Here is a 21785-nt window from a genome sequence, read left to right as displayed (position 1 = left end):
GTTTATAAATTCAGTTTAATACCGCCATTGATGATTCGCCCGTCGGTGGGGGCATAAATATCTGTAACAAAAGTCGGCTGGGTAACAGCGCCACTCACCAATGATTCGAACCGGGACTGGCGCACATCCAGGATGTTTTCGAAATTAATAAAAACACTTCCTCTGATGGCCCCGCCTGCATTGGCTCGGCCTAACGTGGCCCGGCCTTGTGAAGCGCCACCAAAACTCCATTTACGTTCAATCATGTAGCCAATGGTCCAGTAATCCCGCGTGGTTGTTCCATTGGTACGTTGCTGCTGCCCAGTATAAAACGCTTCAAAACCGGTCTTGATTCGATCCGTTTCGTAGAGTGTTGTAAAGTACAGTCGGTGTTTGGCGGTTAGTGGCGTTATACCGGTTAGGTCATCGTATCGGCGCTGCGTATCAATAAACGAGTAGCCCAGGAACGTATGAAAATCGTGGTACACCAGACGGATATTCGTTTCAAATCCGCGCGTCGATAGATTGCCATTGGCCGTCCGAAACCCGTAGCCATTTGGTTGTGCGCTCAATACGGTCAGTCGGTTCAATGTTGTATAAAAGAATAACTGATTGATGGACAGTGTGGTTTCGTTGCCTAGTTGAGTTCGGTAATTAATGTCCCAGTTTACTCCTATCGACGACTCCGTTTGATCGCTGCGAATGGACCTTAAATCGACTCCCTGAAACGATAATCGTTCGGCGTCCTCGGTAAAAATAGTCGGCGCTTTATAGCCCAGTCCGCCCCCCAGCCGACTCGTCCAGTGATCGGATGCCCGATACAGAAGCGAAAAGCGTGGTAACAGAAATAGTGTTGGCTTTGCTGGGTCAGACGGGTTGCTGGTGCTTGTATTGACAACATCGGCGCGTAGACCCGTTTCCAGACTTAGCTGTTCCGACAAGGTCAGCGTATTCTGCACGAAAAGCCCCGCAATGGTCTGGTGATAAACATCGGCTAGCGCAGGTACATGGATTGGGTTCGAATCACGAAACGCATCTGTCCAGAGGTTCAGCCCGACAATCCAGTCTGCTTTTGACTGATGCGTGAAGTAGCTGATTTCCGAGAACGACGACTGCTGCAATCCGTCGAACCGATAGTTGGGTAGAACAATAGCTCGTTTAAAGCGACTGATGCTATTTTTTATCGTCAGAAGGCCGTTGGTAAATCGTTTCTCCAGCCTGAACTGAGTGGCTAGTCGTTGTGAATTGTTGGCTTCTGTATACCCCAACGTCGATTCATTTTTGATGGTTGGCAGATAGCCGCCCGTTCGTTGTTCGTCAGACCAGATCAATCCTGCCGATACGGTCGTCGTTGGACTTGGATACCAGAATAGCTTCGGTTGCAGCGTGGTTCGGGCCGTTTGGGGCAAATCCGAAAACTGATCCGAGTTGGCGTCGTAGGCGCGTTGCAGATTGCGGGTTGCATAGAACGTCAGGCCAACTTTCTCATTTCGCTGGGCATAATAGCCGTTCAGGTCAAGCCCAAGTGCCGACGTGCCATTGATCAAAAAAGAAAGGTCCCGCTCGCGGGTAGGCTCCTTGGTAACCAGATTGACCAGCCCCGCAATGGCCCCGCTGCCATACAACGTCGACTGGCATCCTTTTACGACCTCCACCTGTTTCAGGTTCAGGGGTGGCACCTGCATCAGGCTCAGGCCGCTCGAAAAACCGCTGTAAAGAGGAAGCCCATCCTGCAAAAGCTGGGTGTAGCGGCCATCCAAGCCCTGAATCCGGAAGGTAGCGTTGGCCGACATAACCGAGGTCTGCTGTACCTGAATACCCGGACTTTCGCGCAGAATCACCGCAATATTAGCGGGTTGCATGTTAGCTTTCTCGTCCAGTTCCTCACCGTCAATCACTTCGACGCGGGTGGGTTCATCCGCAACGCTCCGGCCACCGCGCGTTGATGACACCGTGACTTCTTCCAGCGCTTCTTCGGCTGTTTCGAGCGCTATCTGGATCGTATCACGAACTGGCACAGATATTGTCTGTGTAACAGAGTGAAAGCTGACTGCCGAAACCCGAATCTGGTACGGAGCAACTGATGGCGTGTGTAATTGGGCATAACCAACCCCATTGGTAACCGTACCCATTGCTGTACCGATCAGAACGACGGTAGCCCCGGCAATAGGCTGTTGTGTAGTCGCATGGCGAACGGAAATACGGAGTGTATCCTGTGAATAAGCTAGCCCGCTAACACGGGTTATAAGTAGGAATAAGAGTAAAAAAACGGTTTTCATCATGTATGAAGTAGGTCTTTCACACTGACGCTGTTAGGATTCCTGGCATGCAGCAACCAGGAGCCATGACGCAGCGGGAGTGAAAAAATCCAGAAAGGAAAACAAAGGAATAAGCCAGCCGATGGATGGCCGGCGGTAAAGAAATCCACAAGAAAAGCTTCTTATTGGGGCGGTTGCCAGACGGCCAGAACAACCATAGTCTGGCTAGAAGCGTCGTACGAAAATACCCGCTGCGATGAAATGGGCGCGCTTAGCTGGGACGGACAGGCATAGCTGAATGGCCGGGGTATGGAAAAGCCAGGGCAGGTAGCACAATGGCAAAAGGGACTACAAGGAGCTTTGTGTTTATGATCGTCGTCGGAATGAGCGTCCGACGATTGGGCTAGTTTATCCGTGTGGGCATGGCATTCGGCATCTGGACAGGGGAGGCCCGTCAGAAGCAATAGCCATATCGAAAAAAGATAAAGCACCCCGTTCATGCTGGCAAAGGTAAAACGTGGATGAATGCAACCGGTAGTCAAAAATGGGAAAGAGCCCTTTCTTGGCGGGGCCAGATGGGGGCGTATTGGGAAATTATGCGGAGAGTAGTAGGCGTATGGAGTTCGGCCGCGAACGAGATCGACCATTTTACTAAATCAACAACATGATCGCACACAATCTCGGCTATCCAAGAACCGGTAGTCACCGCGAACTGATAAAGGCCTGTGAGCAATTCTGGGCCCAAAAAATTACAGCGCAACAGCTTCAGGAAACCGGGCAGCAAATCCGGCAGGCCAACTGGCTGACCCAGCAGCAGGCGGGTATTGCCCTGATTCCGTGCAATGATTTTTCGTTCTACGATCAGGTACTGGATATGTCTCTAACCGTTGGGGCCATTCCTGAACGGTTTCACCCGCTGCTCCACCGGCCTGGGTCACTCCAGGCCGATTTGGCCCAGACCGAGGCCAGCCAGTTAGACCTGTACTTTGCGATGGCACGGGGTTATCAGCAGGACGGGCTCGTTCTGGACGCAATGCCGGTAGCTAAATGGTTCGATACAAACTATCGGTACGTCGTTCCGGAGTTTTCGGCCAACCAATCGTTTTCGCTGCTTTCAGAAACGATTTTTGCTGAATTCGACGAAGCCCAACGAACGCTGACTGAAACGCCGAAACCCGTTTTGCTGGGCCCGGTATCTTACCTCTTGTTAGGGAAAGAAAATGAAGCGGGCTTCGACCGGCTGGATTTGCTCCACCGGTTATTGCCGGTTTATGAACAGATACTGACCCGTTTGCAGGGACAGGGTGCCAAATGGGTTCAGTTCGATGAGCCCTGCCTGGCAAATGATCTGACGCCTAAGCAACAAAAGGCATTTATAACAGCCTATAATCGCCTTAGCGAGCAGTTTCCATTGCTTAAATTCCTGCTGGCCTCCTATTTCGAAGGTTATGGAAGCAACCTGGACCTGGCTATAAAATTGCCTGTCGATGCGCTTCACCTCGATCTGGTACACTGCCCAAATCAACTCGATGATCTTCTGCAAACGGATTTTGTATACCAAAAAACCCAGCTCTCGCTGGGCGTAGTGGATGGCCGCAACATCTGGATTAATGATATGGGGCGGTCACTGGCAACGATTGAGCATGCCGTACTGGCGTTAGGTATGGACCGCATTCTGATTGCGCCTTCCTGCTCATTGGTGCACGTCCCTTCTGATTTACAATCCGAAGCTAATGAGCCGGCATTGAGTCCGGATATTAACCAGTGGCTGGCGTTTGCCCGGCAAAAACTGGATGAAGTCGCTAACCTAACAACGCTTTTTCTGGAGCCAGACGACTGTGGGGCCATGGCGGCTCTACTGGCCAATAAGCGGGCATTCGATGCTCGCTGGCAATCATCTCTCATGAACCGTCCAGCCGAGTATACGCGGCTAAGCCAGTTGACCAGACAGGATGCGTAGGAGCGGGATTTTTTGGCCGACGGGCGTTGCTCTTCTCCCAGAAAACAATAAAAAATAGGCGACAGGCTATCCGAAACCTTCGCGAATTAGTTATGGAATCTGTACAATAAACAATGGTCTTCTGTCATTAGTCGGTAGAAGACATTATTTTCGCCACTATGAACTTCAGTGGACCATACGACAAACAGATTGCTGCCCAGTACCGGCCATCCCTGTGCACGCCCCTGATGGCCGGTTGGGAGTTCAGGCAACGGCCAGTTGCATTTGTTGGGGATGCCGGATGGCGGGCCCTGGCGAAAGCGCATGACTGGGCCTTAACGGCTCCCATTCGGCATGATTTGTTAAGCGATACATGGACGCTTGTGATCACGGATACCGATCAGGTGATACAATACGTAAACTCGGGATTTGAAAAAATGACGGGTTACGCAACTTACGAAGCTATTGGCCGCAAACCCAATTTTTTGCAGGGCGAATCCACTTCCCCAAAGGTCCGTCAACGCATTCGGGAAGCCATTAAGCAGCGGAAATCAATTAGTGAGGTGGTCCTTAACCATCGAAAAGATGAGTCACCGTACTGGTGCCAGCTCATTATCCGGCCAATTATGAACCGGCAGAAAGAGGTCGTCAACTTTATTGCCTTCGAAAAGGAGGTTCCCTTTGATGAGTCTTACATCGACCACTAAGCACGAACATATTAGCTGTCCGCGTTGCCAGGGCCACTTCGAGTGCCGCGTAGGCAGCATTAACCTGTGCCAGTGCCAGACGCTTACCCTGACCGACGATCAGCATCGCTACATACGTTCTCTGTATGAGGGTTGTTTGTGCGCTGACTGTCTGCTGGCGTTACGAACCGAATACAACCAAAATTCCCACCGGGAAAAATTAACCCAATTAATAAATGGCCATTGATGAGCCCCAATCAATAGACGACCGGATTGCAGCCGCTGAAACACGAATCTTCAAAGCAGTTTTTCCGAATACAACCAACCACTACGATACTTTATTCGGCGGTACGGCCCTGCAATTGATGGACGAAGTTGCCTTCATTGCCGCCACCCGATTTTCCCGTAAGCGGATGGTGACCGTCTCTTCCGACAAAATTAATTTTACTAAATCGATTCCGGCCGGTACGATCATTGAATTGGTTGGCCGTGTCGAGCACGTCGGAAATACCAGTATTCGGATCGCTGTCGAGATTTTCGTTGAAGAAATGTATTCAATGGAGCGCCACCAGGCCATTCACGGCACGTTCACGTTTGTTGCGCTTGATGAGGATAAAAAGCCGGTTCGTATTGTCTAAAACGGACGTTCTAACGACGACAGCTTTCCTGGCTGACTGTTGAACTAACCGGAATCCTGGCCTACCTTTACGCCCGAATGAAGAACGCACTGGTTTATATTCTCCTTATCGCGACGCTGCTGCCGACCGTTAGCCCGTGGGGAACCCTTGCGTATTATCAGGTCAACAAAGCGTACATTGCCCGTGTCCTTTGCGAAAATCGGGACAAGCCACAACTCCACTGCGATGGGCAATGCTACCTGGCCAAAAAACTGAAAGCGCAACAGGACCGGCAGGATAAGGAAACGACCGAGCGAGTGCAGAATACACCCGTTTTACAACTGTTTTGCCAGACTAATCTGCCCTTCCAATTTCGCCAGTACTGGGCGGCTCTGTTGCCGGTCGCGTTTTCGACATATCAGTTTCCGACTTATCTGGCTCCACGATCGGGCCTGTTTCGCCCCCCTCAGGTTTAATCAGCTTTCTGGATTGGCTCTAGTTTCCGTCTGTTCATGGCGGGGCTTCTGCCTGCTTTGCCGCAAATCAACGACTGTACGTAAGCGGCAATCGTGCTGTCGCATCCATCAACTGATTTAAATATCCATGAACCGTACTGCAATTTATACGGTATGCGGCCTATCATTGGCTGTGTTTACAGTAGCAACGCCCAACGGCTTATGGTCTGCTATATGCTGACCGGTTCTGCTCTTATTAACAGGCCGCCCGTGCGGACGATTGTCATCTATTGGCTACTGCTCACAACACTGCTGCCAACGTTCAGCCAGTGGGGAATCATTGCGCATTACCAGTTGAACAAAGCGTACATCGCCCGTGTATTGTGTCAGAATCGGGACAAGCCTCAACTTCATTGTGATGGGCAATGCTACCTGGCCAAACAGTTAAAAGCCCGTCAGGATAAACAGGATAAAGAAACAACCGAGCGCGTACAGAGTACGCCCGTACTTCACCTGTTTTGCCAGCCACATGTGCCTTTTCTATTTCGCCCAACCTGGGTTTCGCTGGTATTGGCCAACTTCTTTTCCTATCATTTAGCGTCTCCTGTGGCTTGTGTAACGAGCCTGTTTCGTCCCCCCAAACGTTAAGTCGGGCCGCTTGCGCGGTCGAGTGTTTCATTTCATTTTCTCGACTTAAACGATCATTATGACTATTTTTAAGATCCTCATAACCATTGGGTTATGGGTTGGTATTACCTTGAGTGCGTCGGCACAAGCTAGGCATCAGGGCCTTGTGTTCGATGCCCAGACCAAAGAGCCGTTGCCGGGTGTAACGGTGTTGTTTCCCGATGGTAGGGGGACCAGTACGGATGCCAACGGACACTTTTGGCCATTGAGCAACACTACGAAGGTGATTGTATCAGCGGTTGGGTATCGGAAACAGGAAGTTAGCTTACTGGCTGGTCAGTCTACTCGTATCGCCCTCGAACAGGCAGTAGAAGACCTGCAAACGGTCGTTGTAACGGCCAATCGCGAGGCTGCATTGCGTACCGAAACACCCATCGCCATTTCCAAATTATCGGCCAGGCTGATCAACGAGACCAAGCCGACAAGTATCTACGAAGTCATCAACAAAACACCCGGCGTGCTCATGGTGAATCTCAATAATGAGCAGCACATGATGGCCATTCGCCAACCGATGACCACCAACGCGTATTTTCTGTACATGGAGGATGGAGTTCCCATCCGGCCAATGGGCGTGTTCAATCACAACGCGCTGCTCGAAATGAATCAGTTTACGGTGAGCTCCATTGAGGTGGTCAAGGGGCCCGTCTCGTCAATTTATGGGCCGGAAGCGGTAGGTGGCGCTGTGAATTTTATCACCCAGCGGCCAACAGCCGTACCTACGGTGCGTATTGGAGTTCAGGCCGATCAGTGGGGCTACCAGCGCGTGCAGGTTGGGGCGGGTGCCACACAGGGTCAATTTGGTATCTACGTTGGGGGCTTTGTTTCGCGGCAGCGCAACGCCTGGCTGGCCAGTTCCGACTACGACAAGTCCTCGTATTTTACCCGGCTCGAATACGCATTCACAACCAAAACGCGGTTAACGGGCACCCTTTCGTATAATAACTACAATTCGCAGACCAGCGGCAGTGTCGACAGTACTGCGTTTTTTGCCCGACAATACGTCAGCACCACCGATTTTACGTATCGAAAAACGGTCTCTATGCGTAATCGGCTAACGCTGGAACATGACTGGGCAAACGGGTCGCAATCGTTCCTGACGGTCTTTGTTCGGAACAACACGGTTGCTCAAAACCCAGCCTATTCGATCCGATGGACAACAGGCGCGACGACGGCTACGGGGCAGATCAACAGCAACGATTTCAAGAGCTATGGCTTCATTGCCCAGCATACCCAACGGCTTAGTTTTCTGAATAGTAAACTCATTGCCGGGGCTACCCTCGATCTATCGCCCAACACGTACCTGGCTTACCAGACCAATTTGACGGCACAATTGCGAGCCGACAAGAAGTCAGTGGAGACGTATACGCAGATCGCTGAACGGCCTGATATCCAGTTAGCCAATTATCAGGCAGATATTCATAATACGGCGGCCTACGTGCAGTATGATTTCGAACCGTTGCCCAAAGTACGGGTATCGGCTGGCCTGCGTTATGACCGTATGGCTTTCGATTATACCAACGCGCTGGACAAAAGTTCGGGCGGGAAAGATTACAGCCAGCTAACGCCTAAAGTCGGGGCAACTTTTGCGTTGAGCAACAATATGGGCCTGTATGCCAACTACGCAAAAGGCTTTTCGCCCCCCGCGCTCACGGCAATTTTTCTCAAGCGTACAACGCCAACAACTACCGGCGATTTGTTCTACTACAACCTTCAGCCCGCCAAATTCGACAATATAGAGATTGGCGGCTGGGCTTCGCTGCTGAAGAATAAAGTATATGTAGATGCCGCGCTCTATCAGATGAAGGGCACAAATGAGCTCCTCAATATCCGCCAGCCCGACAACTCAACCGACTACCAATCGGCCGGTCGAACGCTCCACCGGGGCGTTGAAGTCGGGATTACGTACCGACCGTCGAAGCAGGTATTTTTTCGGTTTGGTGGTACGCATGCCGTACACCAGTTTGTCGAGTTTACGCTGAGTCAGCGGTCGTCAGATGCCGTACAAAATGTGAATGGGAAAGACATGCCATCGGCTCCGCGAACGCTCTGGAATACCGAACTGAGCTATTATCCCGCCTGGCTTAAGAATTTCCGGACGTCGGTTGAGTGGCAGCATGTGGCTGGCTGGTACCAGAATCAGACCAATACGGTTCGGTACGATGGCTATGACTTTGCCAATGTCCGCATGGGTTATCAGTGGAGAGGAATTGAGGTATTTTCCAACGTTCTGAACGCCACGAACGCCCTTTTTGCCACCAACGCCACAAGAGGAAACAACGCCACCGACCGAACCACCTACACCCCGGCGGCCCCGCGTACGATTGTGGTTGGGGTGCAGTATACTTTTTCAGGAAAATAAGCCAGACACAAAGCAAATAACCATGAATTACGCATCTCTAATTTTCATTGTTGGCTGGTTGATAACGTTTACGCCAGTCCCGGAAACGTCGGTTTCTGACCCTCAGTTTGTAGGTGCCGTTCCCCGCCTGACAACCGATGCCAAGGGTACTCCGTTACTAAGCTGGGTAGAGAAAATCAACGAAAAAGAAGCCGCTTTTTACGTCGCTATCGCAGCGGATGGACAAACCTTTGGTGAGAAAATCAAGGTAAAAGCGCCCGCTAATCTGTCGACTCATGCGGAAGGTATGCCCAAAATTGCGGTGAAAGCCGACGGTACGTTCGTGGCGGTTTTTGAGGTGCCGAATCCAACGAAGGAGTCACGTTTTGCGGGTGATCTGCTCTATACTATGTCTGCCGATAACGGCAAAACCTGGTCTGAGCCTAAACCCGTTCATCAAAACACGTCGCCCGGTAGTAGCCATTCATTTAGTGACCTGACCCGCCTGCCCAATGGCGAAATTGGCGTGGTTTGGCTCGATGAGAAACTGGCCGGTCAGGAAGGGCGCCCGGTCGTATTCGCGCAAACAACGAAAGGGAAAGGCTTTGGTCCGGCGGTACTGGTCGATAACAATGCCTGTCAATGTTGCCGGACAAACGTGTTTGTCGACGCGAAGAAAAACATTCACCTGACCTACCGCGATCTGTTGCCTGCGGCCAAAACCGGCGAACCAGCTTCCCGCGACATCAGCACGGTTGTGTCGGCCGATGGCGGCAAAACGTTCAGCAAGCCACAGGTAGTCTATGCCGACCATTGGCAGGTCAATGCCTGCCCGCATGCGGGCCCGGTGGTGGCGCAGTTGGGTAATGATCTGTTGATGACCTGGTTCTCGGGAAAAGAAGAGGCCGTTGGTTTGCGGCTGGCGCAGTTGGGCTCAAAAAAGCTGGCGTCGAGTGTGCTCTCCAGCCGGGCAAAACATCCGCAGGTGGCTACTGTTGGCGATCAGCTTGTCTGGGTCTGGGATGAAGCCATCTCGACGGACGGCTCGGGCGAAATGGGCTCCTTCGTGCAGCGAATTGGCATGCGGACTTTCGCCCAGGGGAAGGCCAGTGCTACGACGTACATTACCCCTGAAACGGTTAACGCTACTTATCCGGCAGTGCTCGCTACGAAACACGGCGTACTAATGGCGTATGAACAAAAAAAGGATAACGGAAACTCTACCATTGTGGTACGGACGATGGAAGGGCTGTAGAACAACGGTTTGCGTCACTTACAACTTCGCCTGAATGGTCACGTATAACCCACGTCCATCGGATGGAAGAATGCCGGGTCCCGGATAGCCCGTGGCCCGGCGGGTGAAGTAAGCCCGGTTTGCCAGGTTGTTGAGGCTGCCTTCCAGCCGAAACCGACTGAACTGATACGACAGGCTGGCATCCATAATCGAGTAAGCCGGAATCAGGCCAATAACCGCTGACACGCCCCCCTCGCGGGAGTTGGTGGCATCGGAAAATTGATCGGAAAGATACGTGTACTGAAACGACGCTTTCAGATTCTTATACCCCAGCCGGACACCACTTTTCAGGTTCACGTTGGGGACGAACTCGACCTGATTGCCGACAACCCCGGCAATTTCGCTGGCTTTGTAGGTCGAGTGAATCAGCGCGACGTTAGCAAACAGAACCCCGCTTAAATCTGGATTGCCGGGATTGGCCAGCCGCAGGAAATCGCCTTCGGCGTAGGCCTCCAGGCCCATAATGACGGCCTGCCCGATGTTGCCCCGGCGACGGAGAACGCGGTCATTGGCGTCGTAGAACTGGACCTCGCCGATGCGGTTGTTATAGTTGAGGTAAAAGGCACTGACGTCGAAATTGTACAGCGTGGTTTGGGTGCTTCGAATGCCCAGATCAAGTGAGTACCCTTTTTCGTCCTGCAAATTGGGATCAATAACCGACGATGGATTGGCAATCCGCATATCGCTGAATGTAATGGAGCGGTAATTCTGCGACAAATTACCGTAAATATCCAGTTGTGCCGTTGGCTTATAACTAAGGCCAAGTCCGCCAATCACGAACTGCCGCCCATTGGTGCGGACTTCGTTCGTGCGGGTGGCGTCGATGATGTTGCCTGCCAGATCGCGTGTGACGGTGCCGTAGAAACCGTCGGCCGTTGTGTGAATGTACTCGAAGCGAACGCCTGGTGTAATGGATAGCTTGTCGCCTATATACAGAATGTTTTCGGCAAAGAGCGACACGTTTCGGTTCGGAAACTGGTAGTCGGAAGCAATGCCCTGTTCATTGTCGACAAACGTGAAGTTGGCATCTTTTCCCGTGCTCCCCAGCCCTTGTATACTGTGGTTATAGCCGTGGTAATACCGAGTGCCGACCAGTAAAACGGCCTGTTTTTTGCCCACATAATACCGTTTTAAGTACCGGGCTTCGGCACCATAGTTCTGAAAATCACCTTTAATCAGGTCGCGCTCACTGTTGTCGTCAACACTGGCCACACGGTTAGGACGAAATCCCAGCGAATACCGATAGGCATACAGGCCGAAGACGCGCAAATTGACTTCATTGTTGGCGTTGATTTTATGGTCGACATGCAGGGCGGGCATTGTCCAGTTGACCTTAAACCAGTTGCGTTCCCGGTTGCTTTGCCGGGGATTTTCCAGAAACATGGCATCTGTCAGACCACCGGGTTGCTGCGCCAGATAACTCATTTGGGTGATGTCGACCCCCAGCGTCGTGTTTTCCGAAAGCCGGTAGTCAATATCAGCAAAGGCTGTATAGTTCGTAAAGTGAGAATTTGGCCGCCAGCCATCGCCTTTCTTATACTGAAAAAACGTGTAATAACTCAGCTTGCCAACGGTGCCACTGGCGCTGGTAAAGGCATTGTAAAACCCAAATGAACCAATGGTCTGGCGGGCCGTCAGTTCCAGCTTTCGGTTGGCAATGGGTTTTTTCATGACAAAATTGAGTAGTCCGCCAAATTGCGTACCGTACTGAAGGGAAGCCGCTCCCCGCACGATCTGGATACGCCCGACGGCCTCTATCGGTGGGGTGTAATAACTCTCCGGGTAGCCCAGGGCATCGGCGCTGATGTCGTAGCCATTCTGGCGCACGTTGAAATTCGAACTTCGGTTCGGGTCGAGACCACGGCCGCCAACGCTGAGTTGAAGTCCGGCACCTTCGTTTTCCCAGATATTCAGGCCAGCCACACGGGCGTAAATCTGACGGGCGTTGTTGGTCGACAGGTTTGCCACCAGCTGATCCGGAATGATCACTTCTGATTTTTTGCCTTCATAAATTCCCATATTCTCAACGCCCCGCATCCGCGTGAAACCGAAGTCCGATTGCTTATCGGTAACGGTTACCTCGTTCAAAGTCTCCAGCCGACTCATGACCCGAATGACAACAGACTGATCCTGTCCGGCGATGCGTACCGTCTGCCGGGCAGCTTTAAAATCGGGGCAACTCGTGTGCAGGACATAAGTGCCATTGGGCAGGTTTGAAAAGCTGAATTGGCCGAGGCTATCCGTCAGGGTAGTACGATTCCCATTGTTCAAATAGATTGTACATCCGTTTACGGCAACACTATCCTGATGAGTTACCCTGCCCGAAAGCTGGTATTGCGCCAGAACGCTGGCTGTTGGGAGGATGCAAATGAGACAGATCAGCGAAAATAGTCGCTCTCTGCGGGACAATTGAACTGCTAACGCTGACTTAAGAAAATTAAAAACCGTAAATGTTGTCATGGAAGGAGGTGATCCACTCTTTGTGGGTAAATGAGTCCTGCTGGATAGCCAGATTCGTTTTTGGGTCAATCAATGGGCGTCCCAACCGGCCGTTGAGCGCCACATAGGAATCGACGTATACGGCCGGTTGCTGAAATCCATGCTGGGCGTAATAATCCCGGAGTATATGCGCGTATTGCAGCAACATATCCGGTTGGGTAGCCATCATTTTTTCCTGTAAAGGCGTCAGAAATTCCGTGTTGTTCACAATGGTTCGGTGCCCGGCGTTGTCTGTTACTGTAAACTGCGCGTAACCCGCTTTTTCCATCAGCATCACCCGCCACGAAAAGCGATAGCCTTGCTCGGTCCAGAATAATTCGCCGGGATAGAGTAGATAGCGGAATGGGAAAAGCAGTTGAACCACAAAGAAAAGGCCCAGGAACAGACGGATCGCGGTAGCTGCGGCAGGTTGGTACACGTACGTTCGGTGGGTGAAGAGAAAAGTGGCCGGTATCGTCAGCCAATGGCTTACCTGGCGGATAATGGTCAGGTGGAAGCCGGGCGAGAAAAAGATCAGCGCTGTCACGATCATGATGTACGGGAACATCCCGATGGGAAACAGAAACGCGGTTAAACCATGAAACACCACAACGGCCACATAGGCCCAAGGCCGCGTTGGGCGATACCAAAGCAGGAATGGAATACTTAGGTCATATAAACACCCAAACCAGCTAAACGCGACAGGTACCCAGGCGTAGTTGAATAAAAACCCGATAAGCGGAACATCATTGTGGGCTGGTAACCAGATACGGAGGGGTAGTGCATTCAGCAACCAATCACTATTGAGCTTGGCTAGTCCCGCGTACACATACAGAATGGTGATCAGCAGTTTCAGCGAGTCGAGACACCAGGCTGGTATCTGGTCGGCGGCCAAACTCCGACGCCGGTACGCATCTACTGAAAAATAAGCGTGGGCAGGCAGAAAAGCCAGCAGCAGACAAACCATACTTGTGAAATAGTAATGGTTTAAATACGTGCTTTTGTCGATCAGTTCAATGTAGGTGAAGCTCAGAAAAAGACTTATAATGGCCGCGCGATAAAACAGACCGATGGCTACCAGTAGCGCCGAAAGTCCACAAACAGCAAATAGCTCATACGTGTGAGAGCCAAGCGGTTTAACAAATTCGAAGCCGTAAAAGGGGAAAAAGTAATGCGGTTGAATATATAATTCGGCAATCCATCCTTTACTCCAGAAACGGATAATGCTCCCAAAGAGCATCAATCCAAACAGGAGCCGGAAAACGGCCAGCGGAGCCGAAGAGGTTGTGTTGCGAAAATAATTTACCATGAATAGATGCTTTCTGGTTCACCGGTCAGCGTAAAGCACAACCGGTGAACCAAAAACCAGTTAATCGCCGTCGTTATCCGTGTACGTAATGGTGATGCTCATCGCCGTCGTCATGTCGACCTTGAGCATACGTACCGCTTTCTGCATTTGGGTGTACACCAGCGAGACGGCTGCATTGTTGGTTTTGATTTCGTCGGACAAATTGGGCTTTAGCGTGCTGAGCTGCTGATTAACCGCGTCGAACTGCTTGTTGATAATGTCGACCAGCGATGTGCCCGTGCTGCTATCCTTAGCGCCAAGTGACGTGAGATAAGACTTCAGGCCGGGGCCTTCCTGTCCTGTTTTTACGCTTTTTCCATTGAAGAAATCAACCGTAGCCTGATGGGCTGTTTTGGCCAGTGTAAGCGACAGGTCTTTTTTGTAATACCCTTCTACTTTGTCGGGGGCTGGTGTCCCGTTGGTCATAGCGCCCGATGGAATCCCGAATTTTCCCGAACGAATGTAGCGTTCGTAGTTGAGCACAAAGCCATTGACTAGTTTAGAGGTTGAGCAACCGGCATTCAGGGCCGTGCAATTGATGAATGTATCCCGATAACCGCCGGTCGTCCAAGCGGTGTAGACGGTCGTAAACTGGGTGTTCATTTGCGCCGTGAGCCGTTTCAGGTAAGCAAGCCGTTTGGCAGCATCGGCGGCTGTGGTATAGCGGGCTACAATGGCATCGTCGGTAGCGCCAAGGCCGTTGATGAGGTAATCTAAGGCCGGAAAGCCCTGTTTAGGATAAGAGGCTGGAACATCAAAAGAACCCGAACCTGCCGCTACATATTCTTCAATGCCCGTAACGCTGGTTGGGTAGATATTAAAGAAGTTGCGAAGTGTGTTTTGCTCTGCCGGTCCTACATCGAACAGTTCAACTTTCTGCCATTCTGTGTAGGCGTCTGCCCAGGCCTGCCGCAAATCGGTGAGGGCTGCTTTATCGGGCTTCGCGGCAAAAGCGTCCGATTTAGTCAGCATCAACTCAAACTTGGTTTTGAAGTTGGCGTAACTGGGCAGAATAATATTGTCGGCAATGTTGGTCAGCATCGCTTTCCGGTCGCTGCCTGCCTGATCGCTTGGTGTAGTAGGGGTGACCGGAGCCGGGTTATCGGAGCCCCCACCCGAACAGGCCCACAGCGCACTCACGAACACACACACAAAGCCAACTCGTTTCCAGCTATTTCTTGTCATGGCGTAAAAAAGGGATAGAGCGACACCATGAGTATCGCTCTGTCTGAATGAAAAATGATTGATTACCCAGGTGCTTAGACAGGTATATTGAACTTAGTTCGGATAGCTGCCGAAGCCGCATCGATTTTCGCATTGGTCAAGCCCCAAAAACCATTAGGGGCTGAGATAAGTCCGGCCAGGACTGAATCAGAAAAGGCCGCATCGGCTTTGTTCAGTTTAGCATACCGAAGCGAGTAAATGAAGCCTAAGCCTTCGCCCATGGCGTGGGCCGCAGCCGCCGTATTAGTACCGGCTGTTTTCCATTTGCCCAAATAACCCAGGGCCGCGTTGGCAATGGCTTTCTCCATCGCTAAGTGAATGAAAGCCGCCTGTTCTTTCAAAACGGTCATATCATTGTTGACGATGGCCGCCCGGCCTTTCAATAAAGCCGCATAAATTTTCGGGAAATCATCCTTATTATACTCCCAGATATACGAGCCAATGAAGCTTTCGCCGGATGAGGTAGCTGTAGCTTTTGCGCCGTAGATCGGGTTAGCGGTTAAGATGCCATAGATTTCATCCCAGTTCTGCTCAAGCTGCGTATAGTTTTTACCGGCGACCAGCGTAGTATTGTCTAAGGCAAGATTCTTGTCGCTCAGAAGAACATTGCCAATATAATCGACCTGAAACGCACCAATCAGGCCTTTCTGAATGATCTGACCATATTCGATGCCTTGCGCATCAACCAGATAACTACCCAGTTTACCCGCTTTTCCTTCCGAAGCAACGGCAGATACTGACTGACTGGCGGTGGCAATTTTGGGAAAACTAGCCTCGATGGTTTGCCGTTCTTTTTCCGCATCAGCAGCTGGCAAAGAGGAGGCTGTTACGTTGCGCAACTGAACGCCCGATGTGTTCAGGGCTGTATTGGCCGTACCTGAAAATGGGTTGCCCGTATTCGAGAACATGTTTTTCAGGACATTGGCATCCAGTGTAGCGCCTGTTCCGACGGCTGTACCGTTGTAGGTATTAATGGCCCGGAACATGAGTAGCCGATTTGCACCGGTGGTCAGGTCTACGGTTTTGACACCAGCGTCATCCACGAAGAAGTTAGCATACGTAGTGGTATCAGTCAGCTTGGTATACGCAATTGACTTGCGAAGCTGGGGTGTAACGGTTGTTGGATTGTCTTGGTCGTTACAGGCTGATAAGCAGAAAGCCAGGGTGACAACGGCTAATATACGATTGAGTGTAGTAGGTGTTAGCATTCTATAATTTCCTTATTTGGAATGTTTCTACAAAGGTAGGCGGGATTTAGACTAATTATAAAGAATTGTTTAGAATATTTTCAAATAATAGCCTAAGGACCTGTATTGTAAAGCTTTATGTTTAGCTTGATTATGATAAAAAACTGATTAAATTGTAGTTAATAAGTTAAATAGGCATTAATTAATTGAGTATAGGGTGGTAAATCGGTAGCCAAACTTATATCTTTGGTCTATCTTCTGATCTATTTACAGCCAGCTTGCAACGCTTTTTAACTGCATTAGCGTAAGAGCATAAACCATACAGGGAGAAAGCGATTGATGCGTTTCTAAAGCTGTATACCTATTTCCCGCTTGCTTGTACGCCGTAGTCAGTCGGTGAGTTCCTTCCGTTAACGCACTTCATATCTAACCTATTCGTCATGGCTTTTCACTCACCTACGGGCCTTGGGCAATCAGATGAACCAACCGTTTGGGTCGTTGATGACGACGAAGATGATCGGTTGTTTATTAGCTCAGCCTTTGAGGATATACAATGTCCTGTCAGCGTCCTGGCGCTGGCTGACGGCGATCAGCTTTTGCCAAAGCTGGCCTCCTGCCAAAAGTTGCCCCGATTGATTCTGCTCGATATCAATATGCGTCGTCAGAATGGATTTGATACCCTGACGCAACTCCGCAGTACACCTACGTTCGCCCATTTACCCGTTGTTATGCTAACAACATCATCGGATAGCTGCGACCTTCAGCGTAGTCTGGCGCTTGGCGCTAATCAGTTCATGACGAAACCCGCCAACTACAATCAGTTGGTCATGCTGGCGCAGGGGCTCACCGAGCAGTGGGCACTCGCTTGATGGCGAACCCGATAAGATTCGGTTAGCCTAACTTTCCTGCCAGCGTCTGAACCAACTCACCCTTGTATCGGATTCTGTACGTATGTCTTCATCAATACGTTTAGAATTACGTACCTACTGCACCGACGACCGACCGGTTTTCGTTTCGGGTAATTTTTGTGACTGGCTTCCCGACCTGGATTTGTTTCAAATGCAGTCCGCTGGCGAAGGGCAGTTTGTCTACGAGTTTCCAGCAGACCTGGAATTGCCCGAAAAACTGGTGTACAAATACACACGGGGTGGTTGGGACCACGTTGAACTGGGCCTCTCGGGTGAGGGTGTGACGGATCGGACGGTGTCTGCTTCCGAAACGGTGAAACAGGATTATGTGCCCCACTGGCGGTGGTTTGGCATGCCATTCAACCCAGAGCTATTGCCCAAAATAGAACTCCTTGGCGATTCATTCGAGGCTCCGCAACTGGGTTCCAGCCGCCGGGTTCATGTGTTGCTGCCTCATGATTATGAAACGTCGCGCAAAGTATATCCTGTTCTGTATCTGCACGATGGGCAGAATCTGTTCGGTGGTGGGTCTGGCTACGGAAGCTGGGAAGTAGATCAGAAAATGGCCATACTCGCTGCCCGCCGTCATCACGACGTTATCCTTGTATCCATTGACCACGCCAACGACGAGCGTATCCGGGAATTTACATTTGACCGAACACGGGCCGGCAAAGGTCGCGGGCAATATTACCTTGACTTTATTCTACGTACCGTAAAGCCCCTCGTCGATAAGCGGTTCCGTACGTTGCCCGATGCGGCTCATACCGGGGTAGGGGGGAGTTCGTTAGGGGGCTTGATCAGTATTTATGCGGGGTTGCTGCATCCTGACGTGTTTGGGCGATTGATGGTTTTCTCTCCTTCGCTCTGGATTTCCCCTAAAATTTACTTCGATGCTATTCGCTTCAAGGCACCTGTGCCCATGAAAATATACGCGTATGGCGGAGAAAAAGAATCCGAATATATGGTGCCCAATATCCAGCGGTTCAATGAATCATTGGTGCGGCAGAACTATGGCGGACATTCGATCGATGTTCGCGTATCGGTCGACCCGACGGGAACCCATCAGGAAGCCCATTGGGGCCGCGAATTTCCGAAAGCAGTGGAGTGGTTGTTTTATTAATCAGGATCTATGACTATTACCTTAAGTACCCAATCGCCCACCACCGGCGATCTCATCATTCCGTTTAGACAAACCGATGCGCTGGCTGACCAGTTGATCAGCCTGGCGCCCCAACTGGGTTTGCCCGCCAACGTACTGCAGCGCGATTTTACCGCTGGAGCCAAAGAAGTTCTGGTTAGCTATGGCCCGAATGGCCAGAAAACAAGCTTATTAGGACTGGGCACCGATCCGAAACAAATGGATTGGCTGCGCACCTTCAGGAAGTTCTTTTTTGACCAGAAAAGCAAATTGCCCGCGCAGCTAAGCATAGACTTGACGGCCGTCGATGGCACTGTGGTCGAAGGGGTTGTGCTGGGTGTTCGTGGTGGTGGCTATGACCTCAAACTTTATCAGACCGATAAAGCTGACGCGCCGTTTTTTTTCTCCGAGGCTGGGGCATTAACGCTCTACGTTCAGGAGACGGAACTGGCAACGGCGCAGGAAGCTCTGATTCGGGGTGAGGCCATCGCTCAAACCCAGCTTCAGATGCTGGATCTGATGAATGCGCCCGCCAACTACAAAAACCCGCAAACACTGGCCGATTGGACCGTTGCGTCGGGTAAGCAGTATAATTATACCGTAACGATTCTTGACAAAGCCGAACTCGAACGGCAGAAATTAGGTGCCTTGCTGAGTGTCAGCCAGGGGAGCGCTGTGCCGCCGGTGCTGATCATTGCCGAATATAAACCCGAAGGCATCGACAATCCCCGCACGGTAGGGCTGGTTGGCAAAGGCGTAACGTTCGATACGGGGGGGATATCTATCAAATCTTCCGCCAACATGCACCTGATGAAAAGTGATATGGGGGGCGCTGCGGCTGTGTTGGGAACGGTGGAGGTAGCGGCTAAACTAAAACTACCTATTCATGTGATCGGCATTGTGCCATCAACCGAAAACTCGACGGATGGGCGCTCTACCAAACCCGGCGACGTAATTACGGCTTATTCCGGCAAAACCATCGAGATCATTGATACCGACGCCGAAGGGCGCGTTATTCTCGCGGATGGACTGGGATACATGGTTCGTAATTTTCAGCCCGAAGTGCTAATCGATCTGGCTACCCTGACCGGAAGCGTTATTGCGGCTTTGGGCTATCATGCAGCCGGTTTATTTACGTCCAATGATAGCTTGGCTGCCCAACTCACTGAATCGGCTAACCAGACGGGCGAGCAAATTTGGCGTTTACCCGTTTGGGATGCTTACCTGGAGGATATAAAGTCAGATGTCGCGGATGTGAAAAATTACAGTGGTAAGCCGCTGGCTGGCTCCATCAGCGCAGCTAAGTTTCTGGAATTCTTCAGCGAGAAACACCCGGCCTGGGCCCACCTGGACATCGCCGGGATGGCTTTCGCCGATACGGAGTTCGGTTCGCAGAAGAACGCAACAGGGTTTGGTATTCGTCTGTTAATTGACTATTTACAACGACTTATAGTAGAAAAAAGATAAGAAACATTCGTTGTTTGGGCATTTGGCCGTATCTTTTTTGGCCGAATAGAGTTTGGCGGTTCGGTCTGGCTGGGTAATTTCCAGTCGAGGCCTTCCGGATCAGTACAGTGTTTATGCTTGTATGAGTCTGAAACTACACTTGAACAACCAAAGTATGAGCCAATTGTCTTTCCTATGTATTGCTACCTTTCTGAAGGGGCAGGATTTTATGCGGGCCTGTAAAGAGCTGGGTAATACGGTCTATTTATTGACCGACCAGAAACTTGCTAACGAATCGTGGCCCCGCGAGTCCATCGACGAGATGTTCTTCCTGAACTCGCCCAGCAACGCCCCCGAAGATTTAGAGCAAATGATCGTAGGACTTGCACATGCCATGCGCTCGCGCCGAATTGATCGGGTAGTAGCGCTGGACGACTTCGATGTGGAGAAAGGGGCCCTTATTCGGGAGACGTTCCGCATTGACGGCATGGGCCAGACGACCTCGCGTTATTTCCGCGATAAACTAGCCATGCGAACACGGGCCTTTGCTGCTGATATTCGGGTGCCAGCGTTCTGTCCGCTCTTTCATGACGAAACGGTAACCGCTTTTTTACAGACAACGGAGGCCCCCTGGCTCATTAAACCACGGTCGGAAGCATCGGCGACGGGAATTCGCAAAGTTCACTCACTGGATGAAGCCTGGTCGGCTATTCATTTGCTGGGCGATAACCGGCACACCTATCTTATTGAAGAGTTTAAGCCGGGTAAAGTCTACCATGTCGACTCCCTGTCAGTTGATGGGAAAGCCGTTTTTACGCGCGTCAGCCAGTATTTAGCCACGCCAATGGAAGTAGCGCATGGTGGCGGGGTATTCCGCACCGGCACGCTCCAGGTCGATACGCCTGAAGCGGATGCCCTCCGGCAAATCAACGACCAGGTCATGTCTGCCTTTGGCATGCGCTATAGTGCCTCGCACTCCGAATACATTCGCGGTGATCACGACGGAGAATTGTATTTCCTGGAAACAGCATCTCGCGTGGGCGGTGCGCACATCGCCGAAATGATCGAGGCTGCCTCGGGCGTGAACCTATGGCGCGAGTGGGCTAAACTCGAAACGGCCATGGCTCGCAAGGAACATTACCTGCCACCCACTGACAATGGCGGCCATGCCGGTCTCATTGTATCACTGGCCCGGCAGCAGTGGCCCGATTTGTCGGTGTTTTCTGAGCCGGAGATTTTCTGGCGTATGAACCGCGAATACCATGTCGGTTTAATCATCCAATCTGATGATCGTTCCCGTATTCGCACGTTGCTGGACAACTACATGCATCGGATTTACGATGAGTTTCATGCATCCGCTCCGTTACCGACTAAACCAACAAGTTGATGAGGTACGAAACGCATCCTGCCCGTTTAGCGAGCAGGATGCGTTTCGTATTATAACGTATCTCTTTTCGCCTTACCACCGCCAACCGGCACCGACACGCCAAAGGCACGTGGATCGCTGGGTGGTTGAGTTTTCCGTTTTTTATTGTTTTGAACCGGAGGAACAGGATTCATCGGCGTCTGAGCCGTCATGCCACCACCCGATATAGGCGTATCGACACCCGGAATAGCGACCTGTCTTTCAACGGGTTCCTGTTGAGTTTCCCGTACTGTTTTGGATGTATCGCTTTGTGCGAGACAGATGGAGCCAGACAGGCTGGCCGCTAAAAAAAACACGAGCGTACGCATACGAAAAGATCAGTTGTTGAGTAAACAGATACCAACGAAACTATTGAAATCTGGTATGCTATCAACTGA

The 21785-nt window shown here is 51.2% G+C and carries 19 protein-coding genes; 12 read left to right on the top strand and 7 right to left on the bottom strand.

Going from position 1 to position 21785, the window contains the following annotated elements; translation table 11 throughout:
* Nucleotides 1-2: 2 nt before the first annotated feature.
* Both SD10_RS24450 and SD10_RS29555 read right to left on the bottom strand, forming a co-directional pair.
* A complete protein-coding gene (locus SD10_RS24450) occupies nt 3-2261 on the bottom strand; it encodes a TonB-dependent receptor (RefSeq protein ID WP_052731285.1) in 2259 nt (752 codons plus the stop codon).
* Between the two features lie 158 nt (nt 2262-2419).
* Nucleotides 2420-2884, bottom strand: a complete 465-nt coding sequence (locus SD10_RS29555; RefSeq protein WP_148562503.1) for a DUF6660 family protein — start codon at nt 2882-2884, stop codon at nt 2420-2422.
* Nucleotides 2885-2901: 17 nt separating this feature from the next.
* Between SD10_RS29555 and SD10_RS24445 the strand changes: the two genes are divergently transcribed.
* From SD10_RS24445 to SD10_RS24415, 8 genes are all read left to right on the top strand, one after another.
* Entirely contained in the window at nt 2902-4197 is a 1296-nt protein-coding gene (locus tag SD10_RS24445) for a hypothetical protein (protein ID WP_052731284.1), read from the top strand.
* A 158-nt stretch (nt 4198-4355) separates the two neighbouring features.
* Nucleotides 4356-4883, top strand: a complete 528-nt coding sequence (locus tag SD10_RS24440; protein ID WP_046577544.1) for a PAS domain-containing protein — start codon at nt 4356-4358, stop codon at nt 4881-4883.
* Nucleotides 4861-5109: a cysteine-rich CWC family protein gene (locus SD10_RS29230; protein ID WP_082111683.1), complete on the top strand. Its 249-nt coding sequence runs from the start codon at nt 4861-4863 to the stop codon at nt 5107-5109. Before SD10_RS24440 ends, SD10_RS29230 begins: the two co-directional genes overlap by 23 nt.
* Complete coding sequence (locus SD10_RS24435; protein ID WP_046577543.1) at nt 5099-5500, top strand: acyl-CoA thioesterase; 402 nt, start codon at nt 5099-5101, stop codon at nt 5498-5500. Before SD10_RS29230 ends, SD10_RS24435 begins: the two co-directional genes overlap by 11 nt.
* 77 nt (nt 5501-5577) lie before the next feature.
* Nucleotides 5578-5955 carry a hypothetical protein gene (locus SD10_RS24430; protein WP_046577542.1) on the top strand — a complete coding sequence of 126 codons (378 nt, stop codon included), beginning with the start codon at nt 5578-5580 and terminating at the stop codon, nt 5953-5955.
* Nucleotides 5956-6108: 153 nt separating this feature from the next.
* On the top strand, nt 6109-6582 hold the full coding sequence (locus SD10_RS24425) for a hypothetical protein (RefSeq protein WP_316933119.1): 474 nt from the start codon (nt 6109-6111) through the stop codon (nt 6580-6582).
* Between the two features lie 58 nt (nt 6583-6640).
* Entirely contained in the window at nt 6641-8980 is a 2340-nt protein-coding gene (locus tag SD10_RS24420; protein ID WP_046577539.1) for a TonB-dependent receptor, read from the top strand.
* A gap of 22 nt (nt 8981-9002) precedes the next feature.
* On the top strand, nt 9003-10214 hold the full coding sequence (locus SD10_RS24415) for a sialidase family protein (RefSeq protein WP_046577537.1): 1212 nt from the start codon (nt 9003-9005) through the stop codon (nt 10212-10214).
* Between the two features lie 18 nt (nt 10215-10232).
* Here the strand turns inward: SD10_RS24415 and SD10_RS24410 are convergent, their stop codons facing one another.
* From SD10_RS24410 to SD10_RS24395, 4 genes are all read right to left on the bottom strand, one after another.
* Complete coding sequence (locus tag SD10_RS24410) at nt 10233-12713, bottom strand: TonB-dependent receptor domain-containing protein (RefSeq protein WP_227699059.1); 2481 nt, start codon at nt 12711-12713, stop codon at nt 10233-10235.
* A complete protein-coding gene (locus SD10_RS24405) occupies nt 12691-14040 on the bottom strand; it encodes an HTTM domain-containing protein (RefSeq protein WP_046577536.1) in 1350 nt (449 codons plus the stop codon). The genes SD10_RS24410 and SD10_RS24405 overlap by 23 nt, the downstream gene beginning before the upstream one ends.
* A 60-nt stretch (nt 14041-14100) precedes the next feature.
* A complete protein-coding gene (locus SD10_RS24400; protein WP_046577534.1) occupies nt 14101-15264 on the bottom strand; it encodes an imelysin family protein in 1164 nt (387 codons plus the stop codon).
* Nucleotides 15265-15338: 74 nt separating this feature from the next.
* Nucleotides 15339-16511, bottom strand: coding sequence for a DUF4856 domain-containing protein (locus tag SD10_RS24395; protein ID WP_046577532.1), 1173 nt, complete (start codon nt 16509-16511; stop codon nt 15339-15341).
* A 419-nt stretch (nt 16512-16930) separates the two neighbouring features.
* On the opposite strand from SD10_RS24395, the gene SD10_RS24390 reads away from it, so the two are divergent.
* The 4 genes from SD10_RS24390 (at nt 16931) to SD10_RS24375 (ending at nt 21369) form a co-directional block, all read left to right on the top strand.
* Nucleotides 16931-17359: a response regulator gene (locus tag SD10_RS24390; protein ID WP_046577530.1), complete on the top strand. Its 429-nt coding sequence runs from the start codon at nt 16931-16933 to the stop codon at nt 17357-17359.
* 82 nt (nt 17360-17441) lie between these two features.
* The gene (locus SD10_RS24385; RefSeq protein WP_046577529.1) at nt 17442-18518 is read left to right on the top strand and encodes an alpha/beta hydrolase; all 1077 of its coding nucleotides are present in this window, start codon (nt 17442-17444) and stop codon (nt 18516-18518) included.
* A gap of 9 nt (nt 18519-18527) precedes the next feature.
* Nucleotides 18528-20003: a leucyl aminopeptidase family protein gene (locus SD10_RS24380; protein ID WP_046577527.1), complete on the top strand. Its 1476-nt coding sequence runs from the start codon at nt 18528-18530 to the stop codon at nt 20001-20003.
* A 154-nt stretch (nt 20004-20157) separates the two neighbouring features.
* Complete coding sequence (locus SD10_RS24375) at nt 20158-21369, top strand: ATP-grasp domain-containing protein (protein WP_046577525.1); 1212 nt, start codon at nt 20158-20160, stop codon at nt 21367-21369.
* Between the two features lie 50 nt (nt 21370-21419).
* On the opposite strand, the gene SD10_RS24370 is transcribed toward SD10_RS24375, so the two are convergent.
* Entirely contained in the window at nt 21420-21716 is a 297-nt protein-coding gene (locus SD10_RS24370; RefSeq protein WP_046577523.1) for a hypothetical protein, read from the bottom strand.
* Nucleotides 21717-21785: the final 69 nt, after the last annotated feature.

The organism is Spirosoma radiotolerans, from assembly GCF_000974425.1.
GTDB lineage: Bacteria > Bacteroidota > Bacteroidia > Cytophagales > Spirosomataceae > Spirosoma > Spirosoma radiotolerans.
Note: the sequence above shows the minus strand (reverse complement) of the source record. Positions and strands in the feature narration are given on the sequence as shown.